Source organism: Bacillus sp. PK3-067 (assembly GCF_056738645.1).
In genome coordinates, this window is the sequence record NZ_CP096490.1 from 2795091 (window position 1) to 2814308 (window position 19218).

A 19218-nucleotide genomic window follows, 5' to 3' on the forward strand; every position below is an offset into this window, starting at 1 on the left:
AAATAAGGCAACAATAAATATATTTCTTACCCGTTAACAAACGGTTTGAAGGACCAACATAATTAATTATGTAACAACCCTCAACAATAGTTTGAGGGTGCATTTAAATACATGTGTTATAACTCATTTTTATAAATAAAAGATTCCGTCTCACCGTTCTTATATACTTTAGTCAATTTAACAAATGATTTGTACGTGTTAACGTCATCCTCTATCATTTTTTTCATCTCTTCTATTTCGGCATCACCAGTTCCGCCCTCTATTTTTAAACAGTTCGAAATGGAAAGGTATCCGCTTGATGCCAATATAAAAATAAAAATCGTATCAGGAAAATTAATAAATAATAATCCGTAGTTTAAAGGGTCTCCAGCTGGATGTGATAAAAGTAATCGAAAACCTACCAGTTCAGGTACTTGAACAAAATCTCTAGAAACTCTCGCCTCACCTACTATAGTAATTTGCTTTACTACATTCCCGAGATCATCTGTAAATTCAGTACATCTAGGTGGATTAATTGTTGTTGCTTGGAAAGACACATTTAATTCAGGATTGTTAAAATCGAAAAAGATTGTACTCCCCTCTGTTAAACAATGCGGGCAAACATTTCCTAGCAAGCTAAAGTCCTCTTCAATATATTTAACTTTTGTTTTGCAGCTACATACTTTCCCTATTCGAATTGCATCAATCTTTGAACAATCGACAAATATAACCTCATTGTCTTCTTGTACGAATGATACGATACCTGTTTTCTTATTAAATGAAAGAAAATAAGATACAGCAATTTCGTTTCCTTCTATTATGATACTTTCAACTTTAGTATACGGTTCTAGACTTTGTAAAAACTCACATATACTATTTTGGCAACACCCACAATTACGTTTCGGTTCACACCCCACTTACACTCCATCCCTTCTCTATATAGAATTGCTACTACATATATATGAGAAGAAAATAAGAAAAGCTTGGACAATATAACGTTAACGTAGCAATATCGTTACCTAATCGTACATTTATATGGAAATCACACCATTTTTGAGTAAGGACACATAATTTTTACTATAAATACATATAACAATTTCATCTTTCATGAAAAAAACGTTATAATAAGGTGTAGCCTCTACGATTACGTTATAAAGGAGATTAAAACAATGGCTAAAATTAAAGTATACCAAGCAAAAGAGGAAAATATGGAAGCAGTAAAAAACATCATTGATGTTGAGGAACAAAACCCAACTGCTGAAAACTTACAAAATCTATACGCATGTGTATTAGATACTGAAGATATGGCATTGCCTGAATCATACATTGAAGAAGATATCTTAATTGATTCTATTGAAGTTATGGTTAACGCTTCTCAAAGCAAAGTAAGAGACTTAGGTGCTTACGATGTAATCGAAGTTCAAAACAAAGGTAAGAAAACACAAATTTTACTATTAGCAGACGAAGAATACGAAATTATCGAAGGCTAATCTAAATCCGTACATACGAAAAAGCTCCTTTCCAATTAGAAAGGAGCTTTTTCATTATGCTTTTGATGTTTCACTCTTTTTATTCGTTTGTTGTTTCTTAATTACCATGCGCTCATTTCCCATAAAGAAAATGAATATGAATGCTAATCCAGCTGGTACCAATGCCCACATGAATGTTTGAACAATTGAACTAGAAAGAGCGTCAATAATCTTATCTAATATTTGCGGAGGGATTTGAGATCTTGCCGATTCTGATAGAATAGCTCTTGAATCCCCTAAAGCGTTTGTATTCATTCCCCCGCTCATCCCTTTAAATGCTTCTTCTAATTGATCTTGGAAACCTGTTCTTTGGATCATTCCGAAGATTGTAATGCCTAGTGTCATTCCTAACGAACGAATGAAGTTACTCGTTGAAGTCGCAGACCCGCGCTGTTCCATACCGAAGTTGTGAATAGCTGCCATACTTAGTACAGAGAATGAGAAACCGACTCCAAATCCGATAATAATCATATAAACTGTTAATAATGCACGACTTGTTTCTGGTGTTAACGTGCTTAATAAGAATAGTCCAATTAGCATAATAACCGCAGAAATAATCATAATGTTTCGGTAGCTAAGTTTAGTTGTTAAAAATCCGCCTAACTGCGCTGTTACGACTGATCCTAACATCATCGGTAAAAGTAATAATCCTGAGTTTGTTGCGGTACCACCGTATACACCTTGAATAAATAACGGAATGTACACAGTTGCTGACATAAATGCAGCACCGTAACATAAAGCAATAATTGTACTCATTCCGAATAAGCGCTGCTTAAACATCTCAAATGAAATAATTGGTTCTTCTACTTTTCGTTCAATAAAAATGAATGCGATGATTAAAATAGCGAATCCACCAAATAAGCTTAAAATAAAGCTAGAATCCCAATCATATTTTTGTCCGCCTAGTTCAAGCGCAAACATTAAAGAAACTACTGCACCAACTAAAGTAATTGCACCAAACCAATCAATCTTTTGCTTCCTATGAACGCGTGATTCTTTATAAAAGAATGTAATAAAAATAAGTGCTAAAATGCCAAGTGGTAAGTTAATATAAAATACCCAGTGCCAGCTAATGTAGTCGGTAATATATGCGCCAAGTAATGGCCCGAAAATACTAGATAATCCAAATACCGCTCCGAATAAACCACCCATTTTCCCGCGTTTTTCAGGTGGGAAAATATCAAAAACGATAGTAAACGCGATTGGCACTAATGCCCCGCCGCCAATACCTTGAATGGCACGATAAATACCTAACTGTGTAATATTTTCAGCAGTACCACAAAGTGCCGAACCAATCATAAAGACAATTAAACCGAAAATAAAGAATCTCTTTCTACCATACATATCTGATAGCTTACCGAAAATCGGCATGCCTGCCATTTCTGCGACCATATAGGCAGAAACGACCCATACAAAGTTTTCGAGGCCTCCTAAGTCACCAACGATTGTTCCCATCGCCGTTACGACAATGGTATTATCCATCGATGCCATTAAAATACCTAGCAATAAGCCCGCCACAACAAAGCCGAGCTTATTATTCTTCTCAACCATATCTCTTGCTCTCCCTCATACTACTTATATTTGTTTATGTTCTTTTACGACTGCATTACCTTTTTGATTAAAACTAGTATGATATTCTACAACACTAATTTCACATCCAGGACCAATTGTGACGTTGTTGCCTCTTACAACTTCAGCAATCGTATGTTCTAAATAGATATCATCTCCTTCAACAATCGAAGTTTGGAGGTTTCCAGCATGACTAGTAAAAGGAATAAATCTCGCTTTTTTACGCACAGTAATCTTTTTACCACCAATTTCTCTTACCTTACTGCCTTCATAACGAAGTGAGATTTGAATATTTTCAGCATTAAGTAATCCATCACTTTCAAGACCACCAGTTAATGATAAATCTTCTACTTCAATATCTCCCTTCACATTTAAAGCACCTTTTACATCTACGAAATCACCTGAAAACTTTCCTTCAATATCTATCATACCTCTAACTTTTGTTTTTTCAATATGAGCATCACCATGAATTTGTGTATTACCATATACTTTTACATATTCCGCATCTACATTTCCTTGTACTTCGTTATCTCCATACACGACATAGTTTTTCACTTTCACATTACCGTGTACATCACTCGTTCCGTACGTTTTAAACTCATTGCAACTCATATCATTGGTAATTGTTCCTTCACCGCGAATCTTCACTTTATTATAATCTCCGCCTGCTGAATTACCAGAACCATTTACTGTGAGACTATGTGGATGTTCCATACTGATTTCTCCCTTCCGTTAAACCTGCTTAATTTCTTTTACATTTGCATTTTTATCAACAGTAAGAACACCGGTATATTCAATCAATTCAATCTCACAGTTTGCTCCTACTGTAACATTGTTTCCTCTTACCGTTCTTATGTGAGCATAATCAATATCGATATTGTCACCTTCTAATAGTTCAGCTTCTAACTGCAAGCCAAACACTGTTTTAAATAACCTACTAAATGTACCTGATCTATGTCTTACTTTAATCGTTTGACCACCAATTTCTTTCGCTCGACATGTACCGTGAATATTTATATTAATTTCATCTGCGCTTAATAAACCACCGATTGTAAATTGTCCTTCTGAAGAAAAAGTATCCACTTCACAATTACCGTCAATTGTAGCTTGACCATTGACTTTAAATTCTTCACCAGTGACATTTCCACCTATCGTACCTTTTCCTGCGATTTTCAAACTGTTTGCTTTTACATTTTGCGTAATTGTTGCTTTTCCATCAATTCGCATCGTTTCAGCATGAACTGTACCATCAACTTTACCAGATCCGCTAATTCGTGCACTGCTACTTTTCAAATCACCAGTAACTGCACCGTAACCGTTACATTCAAATTGCTCACATTCAACATTTCCATTCACAGTTCCTTTTCCGTTTAATTGCACTTTATGAAACTCGCCGCCATTCGATGAACCGTAACCATTTATAATCAAATTATCTGTACGCATACTTTCTCCTCCACTAGAACAATTTAGTTTTTAATGCTTCGGTATATTTCATAATCGCTTCGCGTAAAACGATTTTGGTGCCTTTTTCAAAAATTAAATCGTCCACGTTTGAAACTAATAAACATGTAGAAATCCCTAACTTTCGGACAATGATTAAGTCACAAGTTTTATGTTTCATTGCTTCATAATTTTCACGTAAAACTTGCAAGACCATTTTTCCTTCTTCTAAACTAATCTCTCCTGATTGTAGTAATTCTTCTAACATGTACACATAAAGAATGTCTACAAATTGAAACTCTGCTGTTTTATTCGTTTGTTCTATGAAAAATTGTAAAACTGGTTCTGATGCAATCCCCTTGCATAAAATGTCTTCCTTTGTTAAAAGAATTTCTCTCACACTCGGTGAAAACATGTTAGCTAGTTCATCAAGTGATAAATCCTCTTTCATCGTTTGGATTTTATCGATACGCTCTAATATCTTTTCTTTCGGAAAAAATGTCTCTTGACCTGTAAACGTTGATTTTCGTACAAACCAATCTTCCGGGATTAAATTTTTTCTTTTCCACCTATATAACTGTCCGTATGAAATACCAGTTAGTTCTAATAAATCTTTTTTTGAAATTAAATCTGTACTCAACTGTATAACACTCCTTCCTGATAACAATGTAACATAACACTGTTACGCTGTAAATAGACTTTTATCACAAGTAGCGTAACAATGTGTAAAACAAACCTATTCCTACATACAAAAAAGGCTCTTACACACCTTATGAAAATGTGCAAAAGCCCTTATATATCAAGACTTAAACCAAATATTATAAAAATCAATCCAACCTTGTGAATTAATCATTATATTTTGAACTTTTTCATGTGTACTTACCTCTTGTTTATTACGATATAAAGGAATAACATGAATTTGACGTAACAAAGTATCCTCGATATCGCGTAACAGTGTAACTCTTTTCTCTAATTCTTCTTGTCTAAAATAAGGAGACAACTTTTCATGAAAGTCCATGCTGCTTTGTCCATGAATAAAACTATTTTTTGTAAGAAACATATATAATAGACTATCTTCTATTCGTTCACTAATTGTGGCACTATCATGCATCATATCGGCCTTTTTTATCGTACTTATTTCCAATAGCTCTTCTATATCAAGAAAATTATTTTCTACACGAATCCCGTATTTCGCACACTCTTTTTGTATCCACTGTGCATCTTCAACATGATCTCGTCCTGTAAATGTGTAGAGTTGTAGCACTTCATTATGATAAGTACTCCTTTTAATTAAACTTTCTACATCTTCCTCAATCTCTACAATGCTTTCATTTGCTAATATTAGTTTTTTTGCCACTTCTCCACGTTCTCCGCCGAGTTCTTGAACGATTGTATAACCATGAATGATGTTATATAACGCTTTCCGAAATAACGCATCTTGCATTGGTCCTTCTTTCGTAAGATTACATGTTATATATGTCACGTTCGACTCAAGCCGGGACAATTCTTTATTATGTTTTTCTTTATCTTTATACTGCGCCTTTACTAAAACATCGTATGTACTTACACCTTGTTCTACATTCCACAACTCAACACGATCTAAAAAAGGTCTTTCACGAAAATATAAAGGATGTCCTTCTAAAATGAACAGATTTTCATTACTTTTATATAATTGAAAAGGCCCGGTTCCAATTAGCCCTCCTGCTTCATCTTCATTCAAGATAGAACACTGTTCTGCACTTAGCATATGTAAAAACATTCGATTTTCTGTATGTAATTGAATTTCGAAAACGTAGTCATCCACTGAACGGATACTTTCAACGTGTTGTAACATCCATGCGTGTGCATTATTTTCCAGCTTCATAAATCGATTCAACGAGTATATAACATCATGTGCAGTAAGTTGTTTTCCATTATGAAAGTGAACTCCTTTTCGTAAGTAAAACGTCCATATTTTTTCAGCGTCATTATATTCCCAGTGAAATGCAAGTCTTGGCTCTATAATGTTTGTATTACCGTCTACATACACGAGTGTGTCGAATATATGTTTTACCATATGGCATTCTGAGCGCATTGTAGCGTATACAGGATCTAATGTGATATCTAAATTCATTTGTACTTGCAACCGGAGTACATCTCTTCTCCCTTCAGATGTCATTTCAACCTTATGACCAAATATTGAATCCACCCAGGAGTGATATTCTCCCTTTACCGATGGAAAATGTGAGCTATAGCGTTCCACAAATATGCTTCCGCTTTTCACATCCCCTTTTTTCGTTATTTCTTTTCCTCTATCTAAAATTAAAGATATCGGGTGCTTTTGAAATATTAACTTAGACCGATTTCCTCTGCCGCGACCTGGAAACCACTTAATCCAATTTAACTCATCTAATTTTTTTATAATTAATTTACTATTGCGCTCTGTACAAAATAATGTACCAGATATATTTTGCACTGTTACTTCCAATCGTTCTCCCTCTTTTTTTCCTTTTCCATAAGCAATCCATAGTTCAATGTATTGATCTAAAATAAACATCATACTCCCCCTAAAAGGTGAAAAATTCTCCCTATAGTTTCTACCCTTTTTCCAACTCTCCTTTCATCTTATCATTTCAATATAGAAAGGAGGAATTAATATTGAATTATCTCTTACTTCGTTACAATAAACCTATTTTCATTAGATTGTGTGGTGAATTATTAACCCGAACGACTGAATCTATGTTAGCTCTCATTATGATTATTTACGTCAATAAAATGTTAAACGGCAATGTAATAATAACTATGCTAATTTTCGGATTACAGCCACTTTCAGACATTTTATTTACACTTATTGCTGGAGGAATTACTGATAAATATGGCCGAAAAAAGATTATGTTACTCGGATTATTACTACAAGGTGTTGCAATCGGTAGTTTCGTTTTCGCTCAATCCGTTTTTATATTTGCACTGTTATATGTCATTAATGGTATTGGCCGTTCCTTATATATTCCAGCTCAACGTGCACAAATTGCTGATTTAACAAAACAAGAGCAGCAAGCAGAAATTTTTGCTCTCCTACAAACGATGGGAGCAATCGGATCCGTAGTCGGCCCTTTAATCGGTGCAAGTTTTTATAATACTCACCCAGAATATTTATTTATCGTGCAAAGTGTAACTCTTACGATATATGCCGTTGTTGTTTGGACCCAGCTCCCAGAAACTGTTCCACCTATAAGTAAGTCGAAACAAACAGTTGAGGCAAGTTCACCAAAGCAATTTGCTTTTAAACATTACGCCATATTCGGTCTTATGGTTTCTACACTTCCTATTAGCTTTTTTTATGCACAAACTGAGACGAATTATCGTATTTTTGCAGAACATGTATTTCCTAATCTCGTATTCATACTCGCATTTATTTCAACATGCAAAGCCATTTTGGAAATCATTCTACAAATCTTCCTCGTAAAATGGTCTGAACGATTTTCTATGGCGAAAATCATCCTTATTTCTTACGCCTGCTATACAATAGCTGCAGTTGGCTTTAGTTATTCAACGACGATATTGTCGTTATTCTTCACCTTACTCTTTTTAGTCATTGGAGAAAGTATTGCTCTAAACCATTTATTACGATTCGTTTCAGAAATTGCACCTCATGATAAACGTGGTTTATATTTTTCAATTTACGGTATACACTGGGATATATCTCGAACGTGTGGACCAATTATTGGTGCAGTTATATTAAGTAAGTTAAATGGAAGTATACTGTTTTATATTTGTGCTAGCTTCTTATTAGTTGGAGGTATTGTTCAAGCGCTATTTGTTCAAAGTTTGGAACGTAAAAAAATCGTGAACCATCCTACACATAATTTATAGGTTACTACTTTTTCAGTAGATCAATATTTCTTATTGGATGAATATTAAAAAACAAAAGTGAAGTATTTTGCATATGAAAGTATGTTTTATATGACAGGAGACGTTCCTTGTTTACAACTAAAAACACCTCACTTCAAGAAAGTGAGGTGTTTTTGAAATCACTTAATTTCTTATCCTGCCATTTTATTCATACTATCCTCTGGCGAAAATACGGAAATATGATCGACCTTACCAGTCGATTTTGGAATGACAAATTTCAATTCATACTGGTTATTTACTTTGTATACATATATTTTATCTTCACCATTCTCTTTAACTGAAGATGGTTTTCCTAATGCTTTTTCAATTTCTTGTAATGTAATCAATTTTAGTTCTGCATGATATGAGCGTACATCAAAAACTTGTGACCCTTTATTAAATCCGAAAACAACATTTTTATTTGTAAAAGTTGCGTACATTCCATTCCCTGCATATTCGGTTTTATTTGCTTTCCCCCACGCTTTTTCAATTTCTTCAATATCCCCTGTATGGGCTCCAAATGGCACATTAGGTACCTTTCCTTCTTTTGCTAGTTCAAACAAATCTTTAACGTGGTTAATTGATTTTTGATTAAGTGTTCTATCTTTCGAATCTTGCTCAGCTGATGGTTTTATTGTTTTTTCATTACTTGGTTTTGCTTCAAGATTTTTCTTTTCTTCTGAAGAATTGCTTTGTTCATTTTTATTATTTTCCGAGGCTGGATTTGCTTCCTTTTTTTCGTCTGTCCCTTTACATGCTGCTAATGCAAATGTGCATGTAAAAGTAAGAAATAACATAACTATTTTCAAATATACCTTCATCATTTTTACCCCCTATTGTATTTTATTCATTTCGATAATCAACCGGATGCGAAGTATAGTATTAATTAAGGACTTCTAATTCTAAATCGTCACTTTCCCATAATTTTAAAAAACTTGGAATTATATTGTTAATCATCGTATTCATCTCCTTCTTTAAACCTTCTCTTCTCAATGATAATATCCTCTATCTATACTGTCACAACAGCTCCTTGAAACAAAAAAACCAGTAGGAAGTGATTACTCTTTTCCTACTGGTTGAAATGAAATTAAACGGTAAATCTTAGCTTCTTAAAAAATGTAGCGATAGTGTTTTTTACTGTTTCAAAATTATAAGCAAACGTGTTATCTCCACTTAATGATGAAATACATGTTAAACCTGCAGCTTTAATAAAAGCTTTTACATCTACAAGCATAGAATTAGCCTCCAAGAATTTAATTACAATCATTATAACAGGTGTTTTACGACGCTAACATGAAAGTAATAAATAAATTTCTATTATTAATTTATCTCGCTATTTGCCGGGCAGTAAGATCCCCACCTCAAAATTCAGCGGAAACAAAGAAGTTAGGTGGGGGCCCTGCTACCCGTAAAAGCTAAATTGGTGAGGGCTGATAATCAGTGGGAATGAACAAAACCCCCACTGATTAAAACTTCACCTTATTTAGCTTACAGTACACCATTTCAATGTCATATAAAAAAGCTGCCCAAAAAGAGCAGCTTCAAATATGTATATTACACTTCGATTGATTTACCATCTTCAACAATATGATAAAGTAAATGCGCTAAATGATGAATTGGACCGTATTCTTCCTCTTCCTCATCTGTTTCGCCTTGGAATTCAAGATCGTTTAAGTATAGTGCTAAAAATTGATAGTATAGTTTTAAATCAAATCCGTAGCATGCAGTTGGTTCTTCATGATCCCCTTCATATTGTAACATTAAGTATTGATCATTTCCTTCTGCATCTTCTGCATCAAAGAATACGAAGAAGCCAACGTTTGTATCTAAATCAAATAAATGACGAGTACCTTTTTCAGTTGCTTTATTGAAGTCCTCTTCACTTAATTTATGTACTGTTGTCGCTTTTGCATTATCTTCTTGATGGAAATTTACTGTAAATGATTTCAATGCTGACACCTCCTGATTGTATAATACTAGCATAACATATAAAAAGGACTGCTTACAAATGTAAACAGTCCTTACATTCATTTTCGCATTGCTCGTAATAAGAAGCTTACGATGAAAATTAAAATAATCGCACCGATTAAAGCTGGAATAATTGCATATCCGCCAATGACTGGACCAAAACTACCAAGTAATTTCGAACCAACCCAAGAACCGATAATACCAGCAATAATATTACCAATTACACCACCAGGTACGTCCTTTCCAGTAATTAAGCTCGCAAGCCATCCTAATATACCACCGACGATTAAAGACCAAATCATATAATAACCTCCTTTACATTTCACCAATCAAAATATAATTAGAAACAATTGCTTACCATTAGTTATGTGACATTTTTCATAAGTTATTCATGTTGTTCAACTTTAAGATTTTTGAGAATAATACACACAGATTAAACCTTTTTTTGAACTAACGATTTATCCGACTTGTTATTACACACATTAAGAACAATCTGGCTTCAATATTGTTCGCATAAACTCTTCTTTAAAAGCTGCATAGTTAAAACCAACAGCAATTCTTTGAATCGGCCGATCATCAAACCTTGTTGGCTCAGCTATTTTTCTAAAGTCTGCTACACTTTGGCCCCTAGTCACATCATTTGTCGTACTAATCCACACTGCCGATTTTTTATATTCGAAAATACTGTCATTTATAAACGAGATAAACGGTAGTAAATCGTGTATAGGACTTCCACCAATACCCGGATATTCTTTTTTATAGAAATTCTCATAATAAAAATCAATCATTGGTTTAATGAGTTTCGCCTGTCCAGTTCCTTGTTTATCTATTATATTGGCCATTTCAGGCGTAATAAGCGCGCCCTGTGTTACATTTAACGGGTATATGCTAGCGTTTTTCGCATATTTCATAACAATATTTGCTGCAATTGGATCACCATAAAAATTCGCTTCAGATACTGGTGTAACATTACCTGGAAATAGGAAAGCGCCGCCCATTATATAATACGAACAAATACGATCCATTATATTTGGATACAATAAAAATAACGTAGCAAGCGTCGTTAGTCTCCCTGTCGCCACAATTATAATATCTTCTGGACAAGGTTCGATTAATTTGATTAATTCACAAAAATTTTCTCGTTTACAAATTCTCATCTCAGGTGGAATAATAGGACCTAAACCGTGATCCCCGTGGATTTCAGGGAAAAACAAAGGCTCTTCAGCTGTCATCGGTCTACTCGCACCTTCAATAATTTTCACTTGTGTAGCATAGTACCTTTCTAAAAAATAAACATTTTCCGTAACGATATCTCGTGATACATTCCCGTACTCAGCAACAATACCTAGAATATCTAATTTACATGTTTTATTTGCATAAATTAACGCTACGGCGTCATCAATACCAAAATCTCCAAAAAAGATAATTTTCTTATTAACTATTCTCACCCCTCTTAAGCATAATCTACTATTATTATTATTATGTGAAAAAGACAAGGCGGTGAAACAGCGCAAACTAAAAAAGTCGCCTATTTATTGGCGACTTCAATCTTTTTATAAGACAAATATGCAAGTACATTTTTACTTGAATCGTATTTCGGGTTATTTCCTTTTCTCGGCTCTCTCATATGTGTCTTTTCAAATCCAGGAATGTCTGGCATTTTCCCCATAAATTCAAGCATTTCTTCCTCAGAACCTTCAATGCGTACACGAATCATTATAACTATTCCTCAATTCTCAGTTTCTCTGTACTAAGTATATCGTACTTCAGAAAGACTGCAACACATTTATCTTTTTAACGTTGTACTTTTTTTACATATAAACATAGCCATTTCAGTATAGAACGATTCTACTTTATTATTTTTAAATTGAATATTAAAATATCCCTTCATTTCGTTTGGTGCTTTCATCATACATTCTGTTAATTTTTCACGCTTTTGTAAAGGGACATCCATCATATTACACCACCAGTCAAAATCAAACTTCTTATCAAAAGTAAGACATGACTGCATTTGCAAACCGTTTTTTTCTAATAAAGTAAGCCATTCTGTCTTTTTTAGAGCTCGTTCATGACTTGGGTCTCGCTTTTTTTCTATAAAATTATAAAATGTATCATATTCATTATTTTCTGGCGAAACATTATCTGTTAAGATGAATAATCCATTATCCTTCAATGTACGATTTACTTCATAAATAAATTGAGCCGGATTCGTAAAATGATGGGCTGCAATCCGGCATGTGATTGTATCAAAAAAATGGTCTGCAAATGGTAAATCCTCTGCGTTTCCTGCTACAAAAGATACATTTTCATGCCCATTCTGCTTTATAAAAACTTTTGCTTTTTCTAACATCTGTTCTGTTAAATCAAGTGCAACTACTTCTTCAAACATGGGTGCTAACATATTTGCCACATGTCCGCCACCAGTAGCAACATCAAGAAGACGATTATTATGACGAGACTCAACTTGTTGAACTACATATTGTAAATCCAGTCCTTTAGCATGTATTTTACTATTTACATATTTATCTGCATTACTGCCAAACTGTTTTTTCACAAGCTCTTCTTTACTCATATTATCATCTTCTTTCTATTGTTATTTACATATACGACTCATATAATTATTACAATTCTCTTCATGTATTTTCAAATCCTCTTTTCATCTCACTTCTCATCACGTTCCCGTATAATCAAAATAATATGATTATACGTTATTTCATTAAACAAAAAAAGGCTACGGGAACTTGCCCCCTAACCTGACTAAATATTTACTACATTTTTATTTCTTCATATATATCTATATAATATAAATCCTCTTTCAACTTCATAATAACATCTACTTCGTTATAAGTAGCCTCACGAGCATGTAAACCAAATTGATCCATACCAATCCATATCCACCCAGGTGTAAGATATAAAACATCTATATTAAAATAATCTAACTTAGTAAGCTCCGATGTAATAAATTTATCTTTATTAGCGATTTGTTTATCTATTAAACCATATTCTTTTCCATTTTCAAATAGCGATATAAATTTCCCTACAATCGGATGTTCACGAACAATAAAATGATATTCTTTTTCCTCTATATTTACCACAATCAAACGAGAAACAGATAAATCAGGCCCTGAATTCGACATATTTGTTTATTCACCTCCTTATATAGGCTTCTTAAATATGATAACAAATGAATATTCAAATCAAGTTAATATAATGTAAAAAATAAAAAAGCTGAATCCCCTTTAGAAATCAGCCTTTATAATTCGATCAACTTTATTCTTTTACAAATTATTATAATGTTTCTTTTTCCTCATCATTTCCGGAAACTAAATTTCCTATAGCATCCGCTGTTACTTCTACTATAAATTCACAAATACCTGCTACAACTTCTCCAATTACTTCATCCATCTTTTTACCCCCTTATTTTATGTAACTTATTTGTAGTATAGAAGAAATTAGCGAATGTAAACTATCGAAAAAGGTGACATAAACCTTACAGAATTGTAAGCTCTTTCATCCCTCTGCTTATCCCCTTTGAAACTCCAAGTATTTTTAGCAGACATATAGGCCATCATAAATATGAAGCAAGTAATAATCTAGTGTCAGGAGGCGTTTAATATGTATTACGTAAAATTAATTAAAGGTCAATCTTTCTACGCTTTTGATCATCGTTTCTTGGTGTCTGAAGAAGAAGAGGTTTCAGAGAAAATTTATAATTACTTACGACGTAATGAATTTTTTGAAGTACGTAAAGAAGAATACTCTGCTTAATTACAAAAAGCATTAAGAAGAATATCATCTTATTGTGATATATTCTTAATGCTTTTATGTGAATTTCTTCTTTTCAATAATTGTTGTTGACTCTATTAAATAATCTAGTATTTGTCCAAGCTAATTCTTCACTATTTTCATATTCTAGTATATGAAAATAGTGAAGAATATGACTCATATCATTGATTACCAAGCTACTCAACCTATTAGTAAAACTGGTGAAACAACTTTTGCAATCCCAGCTTCTCCAAATAAAGCAATTTTAGCAAATTTGAAATTGAGAATTTCAAGTAGAGATTCACGTAATAATCGAGTAGAATTAATCGCTACAATTGGTGTAGAAGGTATAACTGAGACTTCACAAGTTTTATTCCGAATTTTCCGTGATAACATTGAAATTTTTAATGCGCAAGTAGGTATTGAATCTACAGATTCTGAACAATTCTACGTACAAACATTTCAAGCTATAGATCAAAACGTTAGCAGTGGAACACACGAATATTCATTAACTGTAGAAAACCTTACTAGTGGTGCAAGCGCAGAAGTTGTTGGCCCACTATCTTTTAGCGCTTTAGCTATTGGACAAGAGCGTAAATGTTGCTAAGTGAATCTAATATTTAATTTTGTACTTGAGAAAAGCGAGGCGTAGTTATACGTTCTTGCTTTTTTATATGTATCCTTACTTTCTATTAGCTTTAATCATAATTTTTTTACGTTTTGATTCACTTATTTCATCAATTAACACATCAAATTTTTGACAAATCAAAAAGATTGAAATCCACTTATGAAACACGTAATATAGACTCTGACTCTAAAAAAGTTCGTATAAAAACACTACATAAATAAGGAGGTTTTATATACGAGTTTTTCATTTTAAAAGACGGAGAGGTTTTAATGTTATGTGGCGTAATAAAAACGTTTGGATTGTTTTAATTGGGGAGTTTATTGCAGGTCTAGGATTATGGCTTGGTATTCTTGGGAACCTTGAATTTATGCAAAAATATGTCCCTTCTGATTTCATGAAATCAGTTATATTATTTATCGGACTATTAGCCGGTGTTCTAGTTGGACCTATGGCTGGCCGTGTCATCGATCAGTATGAAAAGAAAAAAGTTCTTCTTTACGCTGGGTTTGGTCGAGTTTTAAGTGTTATTTTCATGTTTTTTGCTATTCAATTTGAAAGTATCGCATTTATGATTGCATTTATGGTTGCTCTTCAAATTTCAGCAGCATTTTATTTCCCTGCATTACAATCTGTAATTCCACTCATCGTACGTGAGCATGAGTTATTACAAATGAACGGTGTACATATGAATGTTGGTACAATTGCTCGTATTGCAGGTACTTCACTAGGTGGAATTCTTTTAGTTGTGATGAGTTTACAGTACATGTATGCCTTCTCAATGGCAGCATACGCCTTATTATTCCTCTCGACTTTCTTCCTACAATTCGAAGACAAGAAATCAACAACACCAAGTAAACAAGCTGCAAAAGATAATAGCTTTATGGAAGTATTTCGTATTTTAAAAGGAATTCCTATTGCTTTTACAGCACTTATATTAAGTATCATCCCTCTATTATTTATAGCTGGGTTTAATTTAATGGTTATTAACATTAGCGAAATGCAACATGATCCTACGATTAAAGGGTTCATATATACAATTGAAGGTGTCGCATTTATGATAGGTGCCTTCGTAATTAAACGTCTATCTGATCATTTCAAACCTGAAAAATTACTATATTTCTTTGCAGTTTGTACTGCTTTTGCACATCTGTCATTGTTCTTTAGCGATATAAAATGGATGGCTCTTACATCATTTGGGTTGTTTGGGTTTAGTGTTGGCTGCTTCTTCCCTATTATGTCGACGATTTTCCAAACGAAAGTGGAAAAAAGTTATCACGGTCGCCTCTTCTCATTCCGTAATATGTTTGAGAGGGTTATGTTCCAAATCGTCTTACTTGGCACAGGCTTCTTCTTAGATACAATTGGGTTACAATATATGGTTCTCATCTTCGGAGTCGTTTCATTATTGATTATTTCTATTTCCCTCTCTAAGCAGAAACATTATGAAAAACAGCATTCGCAATCTGCGAATTTATAAAATAAACAAAGAAGTATGGATCTAATATTGAATCCATACTTCTTTGTTTTATAATACGCCTATTTATTACGTTTATTGAAATTACCTAAAGGAGTATCCTCCTTTAATTTCGAATAGATTATAAAAAGTACTCTTTATAAAAGGAGTGGTAAAATGTCTGATGGCATCGAAGTATTTATTGTCCTTCTCTTTGCAATTGCTCTGTTTAGCATCCTAAACTTTTTAGCCATTTCCTTATCTGGACATAGTTTTAAAAAAAGAATCGTGGCAGGTTTCATATTTTTACTACTGACTCCCATTATCTTTTTGACTATCGCAACATTTGCTTCTATATTCGATAAAGCAGGATTTGGCGCAGGTACGTTAGCCTTTATGATCGCAAGCGTATATATATTAAATGGAATAGTGATTCTGCTTTCCTCTTTATTTATGCTCAAAAAAGACATAACATAGGCTATGGTACTAGCATGAATCTGACTTTACACTAGATTCATGCTTATTTAATTTCTCCTAAATTTTTATATGAAATTAAATAATTCTTTAAAAAAATTTAAACTTTATTTATTATAATATCCCTATCGTATTCGCACGTTTATTCAAATTTAAAAGAAAGGAGCACAAAATGAAAAAGGTTCTACTTACAATTCCTATACTAATCATCCTACTTAGTGGATGCAGCAATAACGATATATACGGTTCTTGGGAAGTCGTTGACAATAAAAATGGTGAATGCCCTGTATATTATAAATTTGAAACAGTTGTCAAAAAAGAAAATAAAGAGGAAATTGTGCAAAATTTAGTAGAAATGCAAACAACAAAGAATAAAGACGATTTATATAAAGGCTCATTTGTCAAAAATTCTAATGTATATCACATTGATTATGGTAATTCATTTACATCGGACCAAACTTTAAAAGTTGCCGACGGTACACTAAATGTATACTTTTTGACAGCCGAAAAATTATGCACATATAAAAAGAAATGATTACATTTCAGAGGAGACGCAGAAAATATTTTCTGCGTTATTTCACTTTAGAAATCGGCCACAAAAATAGCCCTTGTTTTCGTATTCTTTTTCATTCAAAACATGAGAAATATACTTAATAAAAACTAGAGAATACCTTAAGTTATATAAAATGAATCCTATAATAGACATTTCAATTAACGCATCTACGCTATTTACATCGATACTTTTCAAAATAGGCTAATCCTTCCTCTAAATTTGTCAATCATTTTAATTTTCATAAAAAAATGATAAAATATAAACATGTGTTTTCAGAATAATTAAAAATGCAGAATGAAAGCACTGTTTTAGGAGGGGTTTTGATGACTTACACGTTAGCAACTAGAATGAAAGCATTCCAATCTTCTATATTTAGTGAATTAGGAGCCTATAAAAAAGAAAAAATTGCAGCAGGTCATAACATGATTGATTTGAGCATCGGAAATCCTGATATGCCGCCCGCTGATTTTGTAAGAGAAACAATGGTACATACAGCGAGTGAGAAAGAGAGCTACGGGTATACATTATCAGGTATTCAAGAATTTCACGAAGCTGTAACTGAATATTACAACAATACTCATAACGTTTTATTAAATGCGGATAAAGAAGTTTTATTATTAATGGGTTCACAAGACGGGCTCGTTCATTTACCTATGGTTTATGCAAATCCAGGTGATATTATATTAGTTCCTGATCCAGGATATACAGCTTATGAAACAGGTATTCAAATGGCTGGTGCAATATCTTACTACATGCCTTTAAAGAAAGAGAATGATTTCTTACCAGACTTAGAAGTCATCCCTGAAGAAATTGCCGATCAAGCGAAGATGATGATTTTAAACTTCCCAGGGAATCCCGTTCCAGCAATGGCTCATGAAGATTTCTTTAAAGAAGTAATCGCATTCGCGAAAAAGCATAATATTATCGTTGTCCATGATTTTGCTTATGCCGAATTTTATTTTGATGGTAATAAGCCAATTAGCTTCCTCTCTGTACCTGGTGCTAAAGAAGTTGGCGTAGAAATCAATTCTTTGTCAAAAAGTTATAGTTTAGCAGGTAGCCGTATTGGATATATGATTGGAAACGAAGAAATTGTTCGTGCACTTACTCAATTTAAATCTAATACCGATTACGGTGTATTTTTACCAATTCAAAAAGCGGCATCTGCAGCACTAAGAAATGGCGCTGCATTTTGTGAGAAAAACCGCAATATTTATCAAGAACGGAGAGATACTTTAGTCGATGGATTCCGAACATTTGGCTGGAATGTCGATAAGCCAGCTGGTAGTATGTTTGTCTGGGCAGAAATTCCACAAGGATGGACTTCTCTAGACTTCGCTTATGCATTAATGGATCGTGCGAATGTCGTTGTTACACCTGGTCATGCATTTGGACCTCACGGAGAAGGCTTCGTACGTATTGCACTCGTTCAAGATAAAGAAGTGTTGCAACAAGTTGTTGAAAACATTAGAAATAGCGGCATTTTCGTCCTTGAAAAAGTAAATGAATTAGTTAAAAATTAATTCCGGCTCCCCTGCTTAACTTTAGCAGGGGTATTATTAATTGGAGGTACTTTCATATGCATATTAAAGACACACTTCCCCATCGTTATCCATTTTTAATGATTGATAAAGTAACAAATGTAAAACAAGATGAATTCGTTACAGGATATAAACTCATTACAAATAACGAATGGTTTATAAATGATAGTCACAAACATATGCCTCATATGTTAATTGTAGAAGCACTTGCTCAGCTTAGTGCATTTGTACATACAAGTGATTCTGAAGGACTAGGATTCCTCTCCTCTTTAGATGGAGTTGAATTCCACGGAAAAGCATATCCCGGTGATAAACTTGATTTACATTATGAGCTAACGCGCAATCGCCGAGGTTTTGTTCTTGGTAAAGGTATTGCAACTGTAAACGACCAGCCTATTGTAACTATAGAAAAACTATTAATATATCAAGCAGATTAAAGTGTTCCTTAT

The 19218-nt window shown here is 33.5% G+C and carries 23 protein-coding genes; 9 read left to right on the forward strand and 14 right to left on the reverse strand.

What is annotated here, in order from left to right:
- Positions 1-116: 116 nt before the first annotated feature.
- Positions 117-896: a BC_2878 family exosporium-associated protein gene (locus M1D73_RS14395; RefSeq protein ID WP_000501712.1), complete on the reverse strand. Its 780-nt coding sequence runs from the start codon at positions 894-896 to the stop codon at positions 117-119.
- Between the two features lie 252 nt (positions 897-1148).
- Between M1D73_RS14395 and M1D73_RS14400 the strand changes: the two genes are divergently transcribed.
- Positions 1149-1469: a hypothetical protein gene (locus M1D73_RS14400; RefSeq protein ID WP_001062733.1), complete on the forward strand. Its 321-nt coding sequence runs from the start codon at positions 1149-1151 to the stop codon at positions 1467-1469.
- Between the two features lie 54 nt (positions 1470-1523).
- Here the strand turns inward: M1D73_RS14400 and M1D73_RS14405 are convergent, their stop codons facing one another.
- The 5 genes from M1D73_RS14405 to M1D73_RS14425 form a co-directional block, all read right to left on the reverse strand.
- Positions 1524-3059 carry an MDR family MFS transporter gene (locus M1D73_RS14405; protein WP_000229616.1) on the reverse strand — a complete coding sequence of 512 codons (1536 nt, stop codon included), beginning with the start codon at positions 3057-3059 and terminating at the stop codon, positions 1524-1526.
- 24 nt (positions 3060-3083) lie between these two features.
- Positions 3084-3791 carry a polymer-forming cytoskeletal protein gene (locus M1D73_RS14410; protein WP_000400903.1) on the reverse strand — a complete coding sequence of 236 codons (708 nt, stop codon included), beginning with the start codon at positions 3789-3791 and terminating at the stop codon, positions 3084-3086.
- 18 nt (positions 3792-3809) lie between these two features.
- Positions 3810-4520, reverse strand: a complete 711-nt coding sequence (locus tag M1D73_RS14415; RefSeq protein ID WP_001258384.1) for a bactofilin family protein — start codon at positions 4518-4520, stop codon at positions 3810-3812.
- Between the two features lie 13 nt (positions 4521-4533).
- Positions 4534-5157: a YhbD family protein gene (locus M1D73_RS14420; protein ID WP_000102240.1), complete on the reverse strand. Its 624-nt coding sequence runs from the start codon at positions 5155-5157 to the stop codon at positions 4534-4536.
- 159 nt (positions 5158-5316) lie between these two features.
- A complete protein-coding gene (locus tag M1D73_RS14425) occupies positions 5317-7053 on the reverse strand; it encodes an ABC transporter substrate-binding protein (protein ID WP_000470199.1) in 1737 nt (578 codons plus the stop codon).
- 101 nt (positions 7054-7154) lie between these two features.
- Here M1D73_RS14425 and M1D73_RS14430 point away from each other — a divergent pair, with 101 nt between their 5' ends.
- The gene (locus M1D73_RS14430) at positions 7155-8369 is read left to right on the forward strand and encodes an MDR family MFS transporter (RefSeq protein WP_001108463.1); all 1215 of its coding nucleotides are present in this window, start codon (positions 7155-7157) and stop codon (positions 8367-8369) included.
- A 170-nt stretch (positions 8370-8539) separates the two neighbouring features.
- Here the strand turns inward: M1D73_RS14430 and M1D73_RS14435 are convergent, their stop codons facing one another.
- The 8 genes from M1D73_RS14435 to M1D73_RS14470 form a co-directional block, all read right to left on the reverse strand.
- The gene (locus M1D73_RS14435) at positions 8540-9211 is read right to left on the reverse strand and encodes a YjgB family protein (protein WP_121868285.1); all 672 of its coding nucleotides are present in this window, start codon (positions 9209-9211) and stop codon (positions 8540-8542) included.
- A 263-nt stretch (positions 9212-9474) separates the two neighbouring features.
- The gene (locus M1D73_RS14440) at positions 9475-9621 is read right to left on the reverse strand and encodes a hypothetical protein (protein ID WP_000959548.1); all 147 of its coding nucleotides are present in this window, start codon (positions 9619-9621) and stop codon (positions 9475-9477) included.
- Positions 9622-9941: 320 nt separating this feature from the next.
- Positions 9942-10337 carry a hypothetical protein gene (locus M1D73_RS14445; RefSeq protein ID WP_000834883.1) on the reverse strand — a complete coding sequence of 132 codons (396 nt, stop codon included), beginning with the start codon at positions 10335-10337 and terminating at the stop codon, positions 9942-9944.
- Between the two features lie 77 nt (positions 10338-10414).
- Positions 10415-10657: a GlsB/YeaQ/YmgE family stress response membrane protein gene (locus M1D73_RS14450; protein WP_000638306.1), complete on the reverse strand. Its 243-nt coding sequence runs from the start codon at positions 10655-10657 to the stop codon at positions 10415-10417.
- 180 nt (positions 10658-10837) lie between these two features.
- Complete coding sequence (locus M1D73_RS14455; RefSeq protein WP_001223682.1) at positions 10838-11803, reverse strand: nucleoside hydrolase; 966 nt, start codon at positions 11801-11803, stop codon at positions 10838-10840.
- Positions 11804-11883: 80 nt separating this feature from the next.
- Positions 11884-12072, reverse strand: coding sequence for a DUF3970 family protein (locus M1D73_RS14460; protein WP_000621873.1), 189 nt, complete (start codon positions 12070-12072; stop codon positions 11884-11886).
- A 69-nt stretch (positions 12073-12141) separates the two neighbouring features.
- Entirely contained in the window at positions 12142-12927 is a 786-nt protein-coding gene (locus M1D73_RS14465; RefSeq protein ID WP_000031301.1) for a class I SAM-dependent methyltransferase, read from the reverse strand.
- Positions 12928-13123: 196 nt separating this feature from the next.
- Positions 13124-13492, reverse strand: coding sequence for a hypothetical protein (locus tag M1D73_RS14470; RefSeq protein WP_000071478.1), 369 nt, complete (start codon positions 13490-13492; stop codon positions 13124-13126).
- 478 nt (positions 13493-13970) lie between these two features.
- Here M1D73_RS14470 and M1D73_RS14475 point away from each other — a divergent pair, with 478 nt between their 5' ends.
- From M1D73_RS14475 to M1D73_RS14505, 7 genes are all read left to right on the forward strand, one after another.
- On the forward strand, positions 13971-14123 hold the full coding sequence (locus M1D73_RS14475; RefSeq protein WP_000291905.1) for a YqbF domain-containing protein: 153 nt from the start codon (positions 13971-13973) through the stop codon (positions 14121-14123).
- Between the two features lie 169 nt (positions 14124-14292).
- Positions 14293-14727 carry an exosporium protein ExsC gene (gene exsC / locus M1D73_RS14480; protein WP_000148797.1) on the forward strand — a complete coding sequence of 145 codons (435 nt, stop codon included), beginning with the start codon at positions 14293-14295 and terminating at the stop codon, positions 14725-14727.
- 295 nt (positions 14728-15022) lie between these two features.
- The gene (locus M1D73_RS14485; RefSeq protein ID WP_000269258.1) at positions 15023-16225 is read left to right on the forward strand and encodes an MFS transporter; all 1203 of its coding nucleotides are present in this window, start codon (positions 15023-15025) and stop codon (positions 16223-16225) included.
- Positions 16226-16378: 153 nt separating this feature from the next.
- Positions 16379-16678 carry a hypothetical protein gene (locus tag M1D73_RS14490; RefSeq protein WP_001279463.1) on the forward strand — a complete coding sequence of 100 codons (300 nt, stop codon included), beginning with the start codon at positions 16379-16381 and terminating at the stop codon, positions 16676-16678.
- 169 nt (positions 16679-16847) lie between these two features.
- The gene (locus M1D73_RS14495) at positions 16848-17210 is read left to right on the forward strand and encodes a hypothetical protein (protein WP_000757022.1); all 363 of its coding nucleotides are present in this window, start codon (positions 16848-16850) and stop codon (positions 17208-17210) included.
- A 341-nt stretch (positions 17211-17551) separates the two neighbouring features.
- Complete coding sequence (locus M1D73_RS14500; RefSeq protein ID WP_048538289.1) at positions 17552-18751, forward strand: LL-diaminopimelate aminotransferase; 1200 nt, start codon at positions 17552-17554, stop codon at positions 18749-18751.
- A gap of 56 nt (positions 18752-18807) precedes the next feature.
- Positions 18808-19206 (forward strand): 3-hydroxyacyl-ACP dehydratase FabZ family protein, encoded by a 399-nt coding sequence (locus tag M1D73_RS14505; RefSeq protein WP_000547649.1) that lies wholly within the window; start codon positions 18808-18810, stop codon positions 19204-19206.
- Positions 19207-19218: the final 12 nt, after the last annotated feature.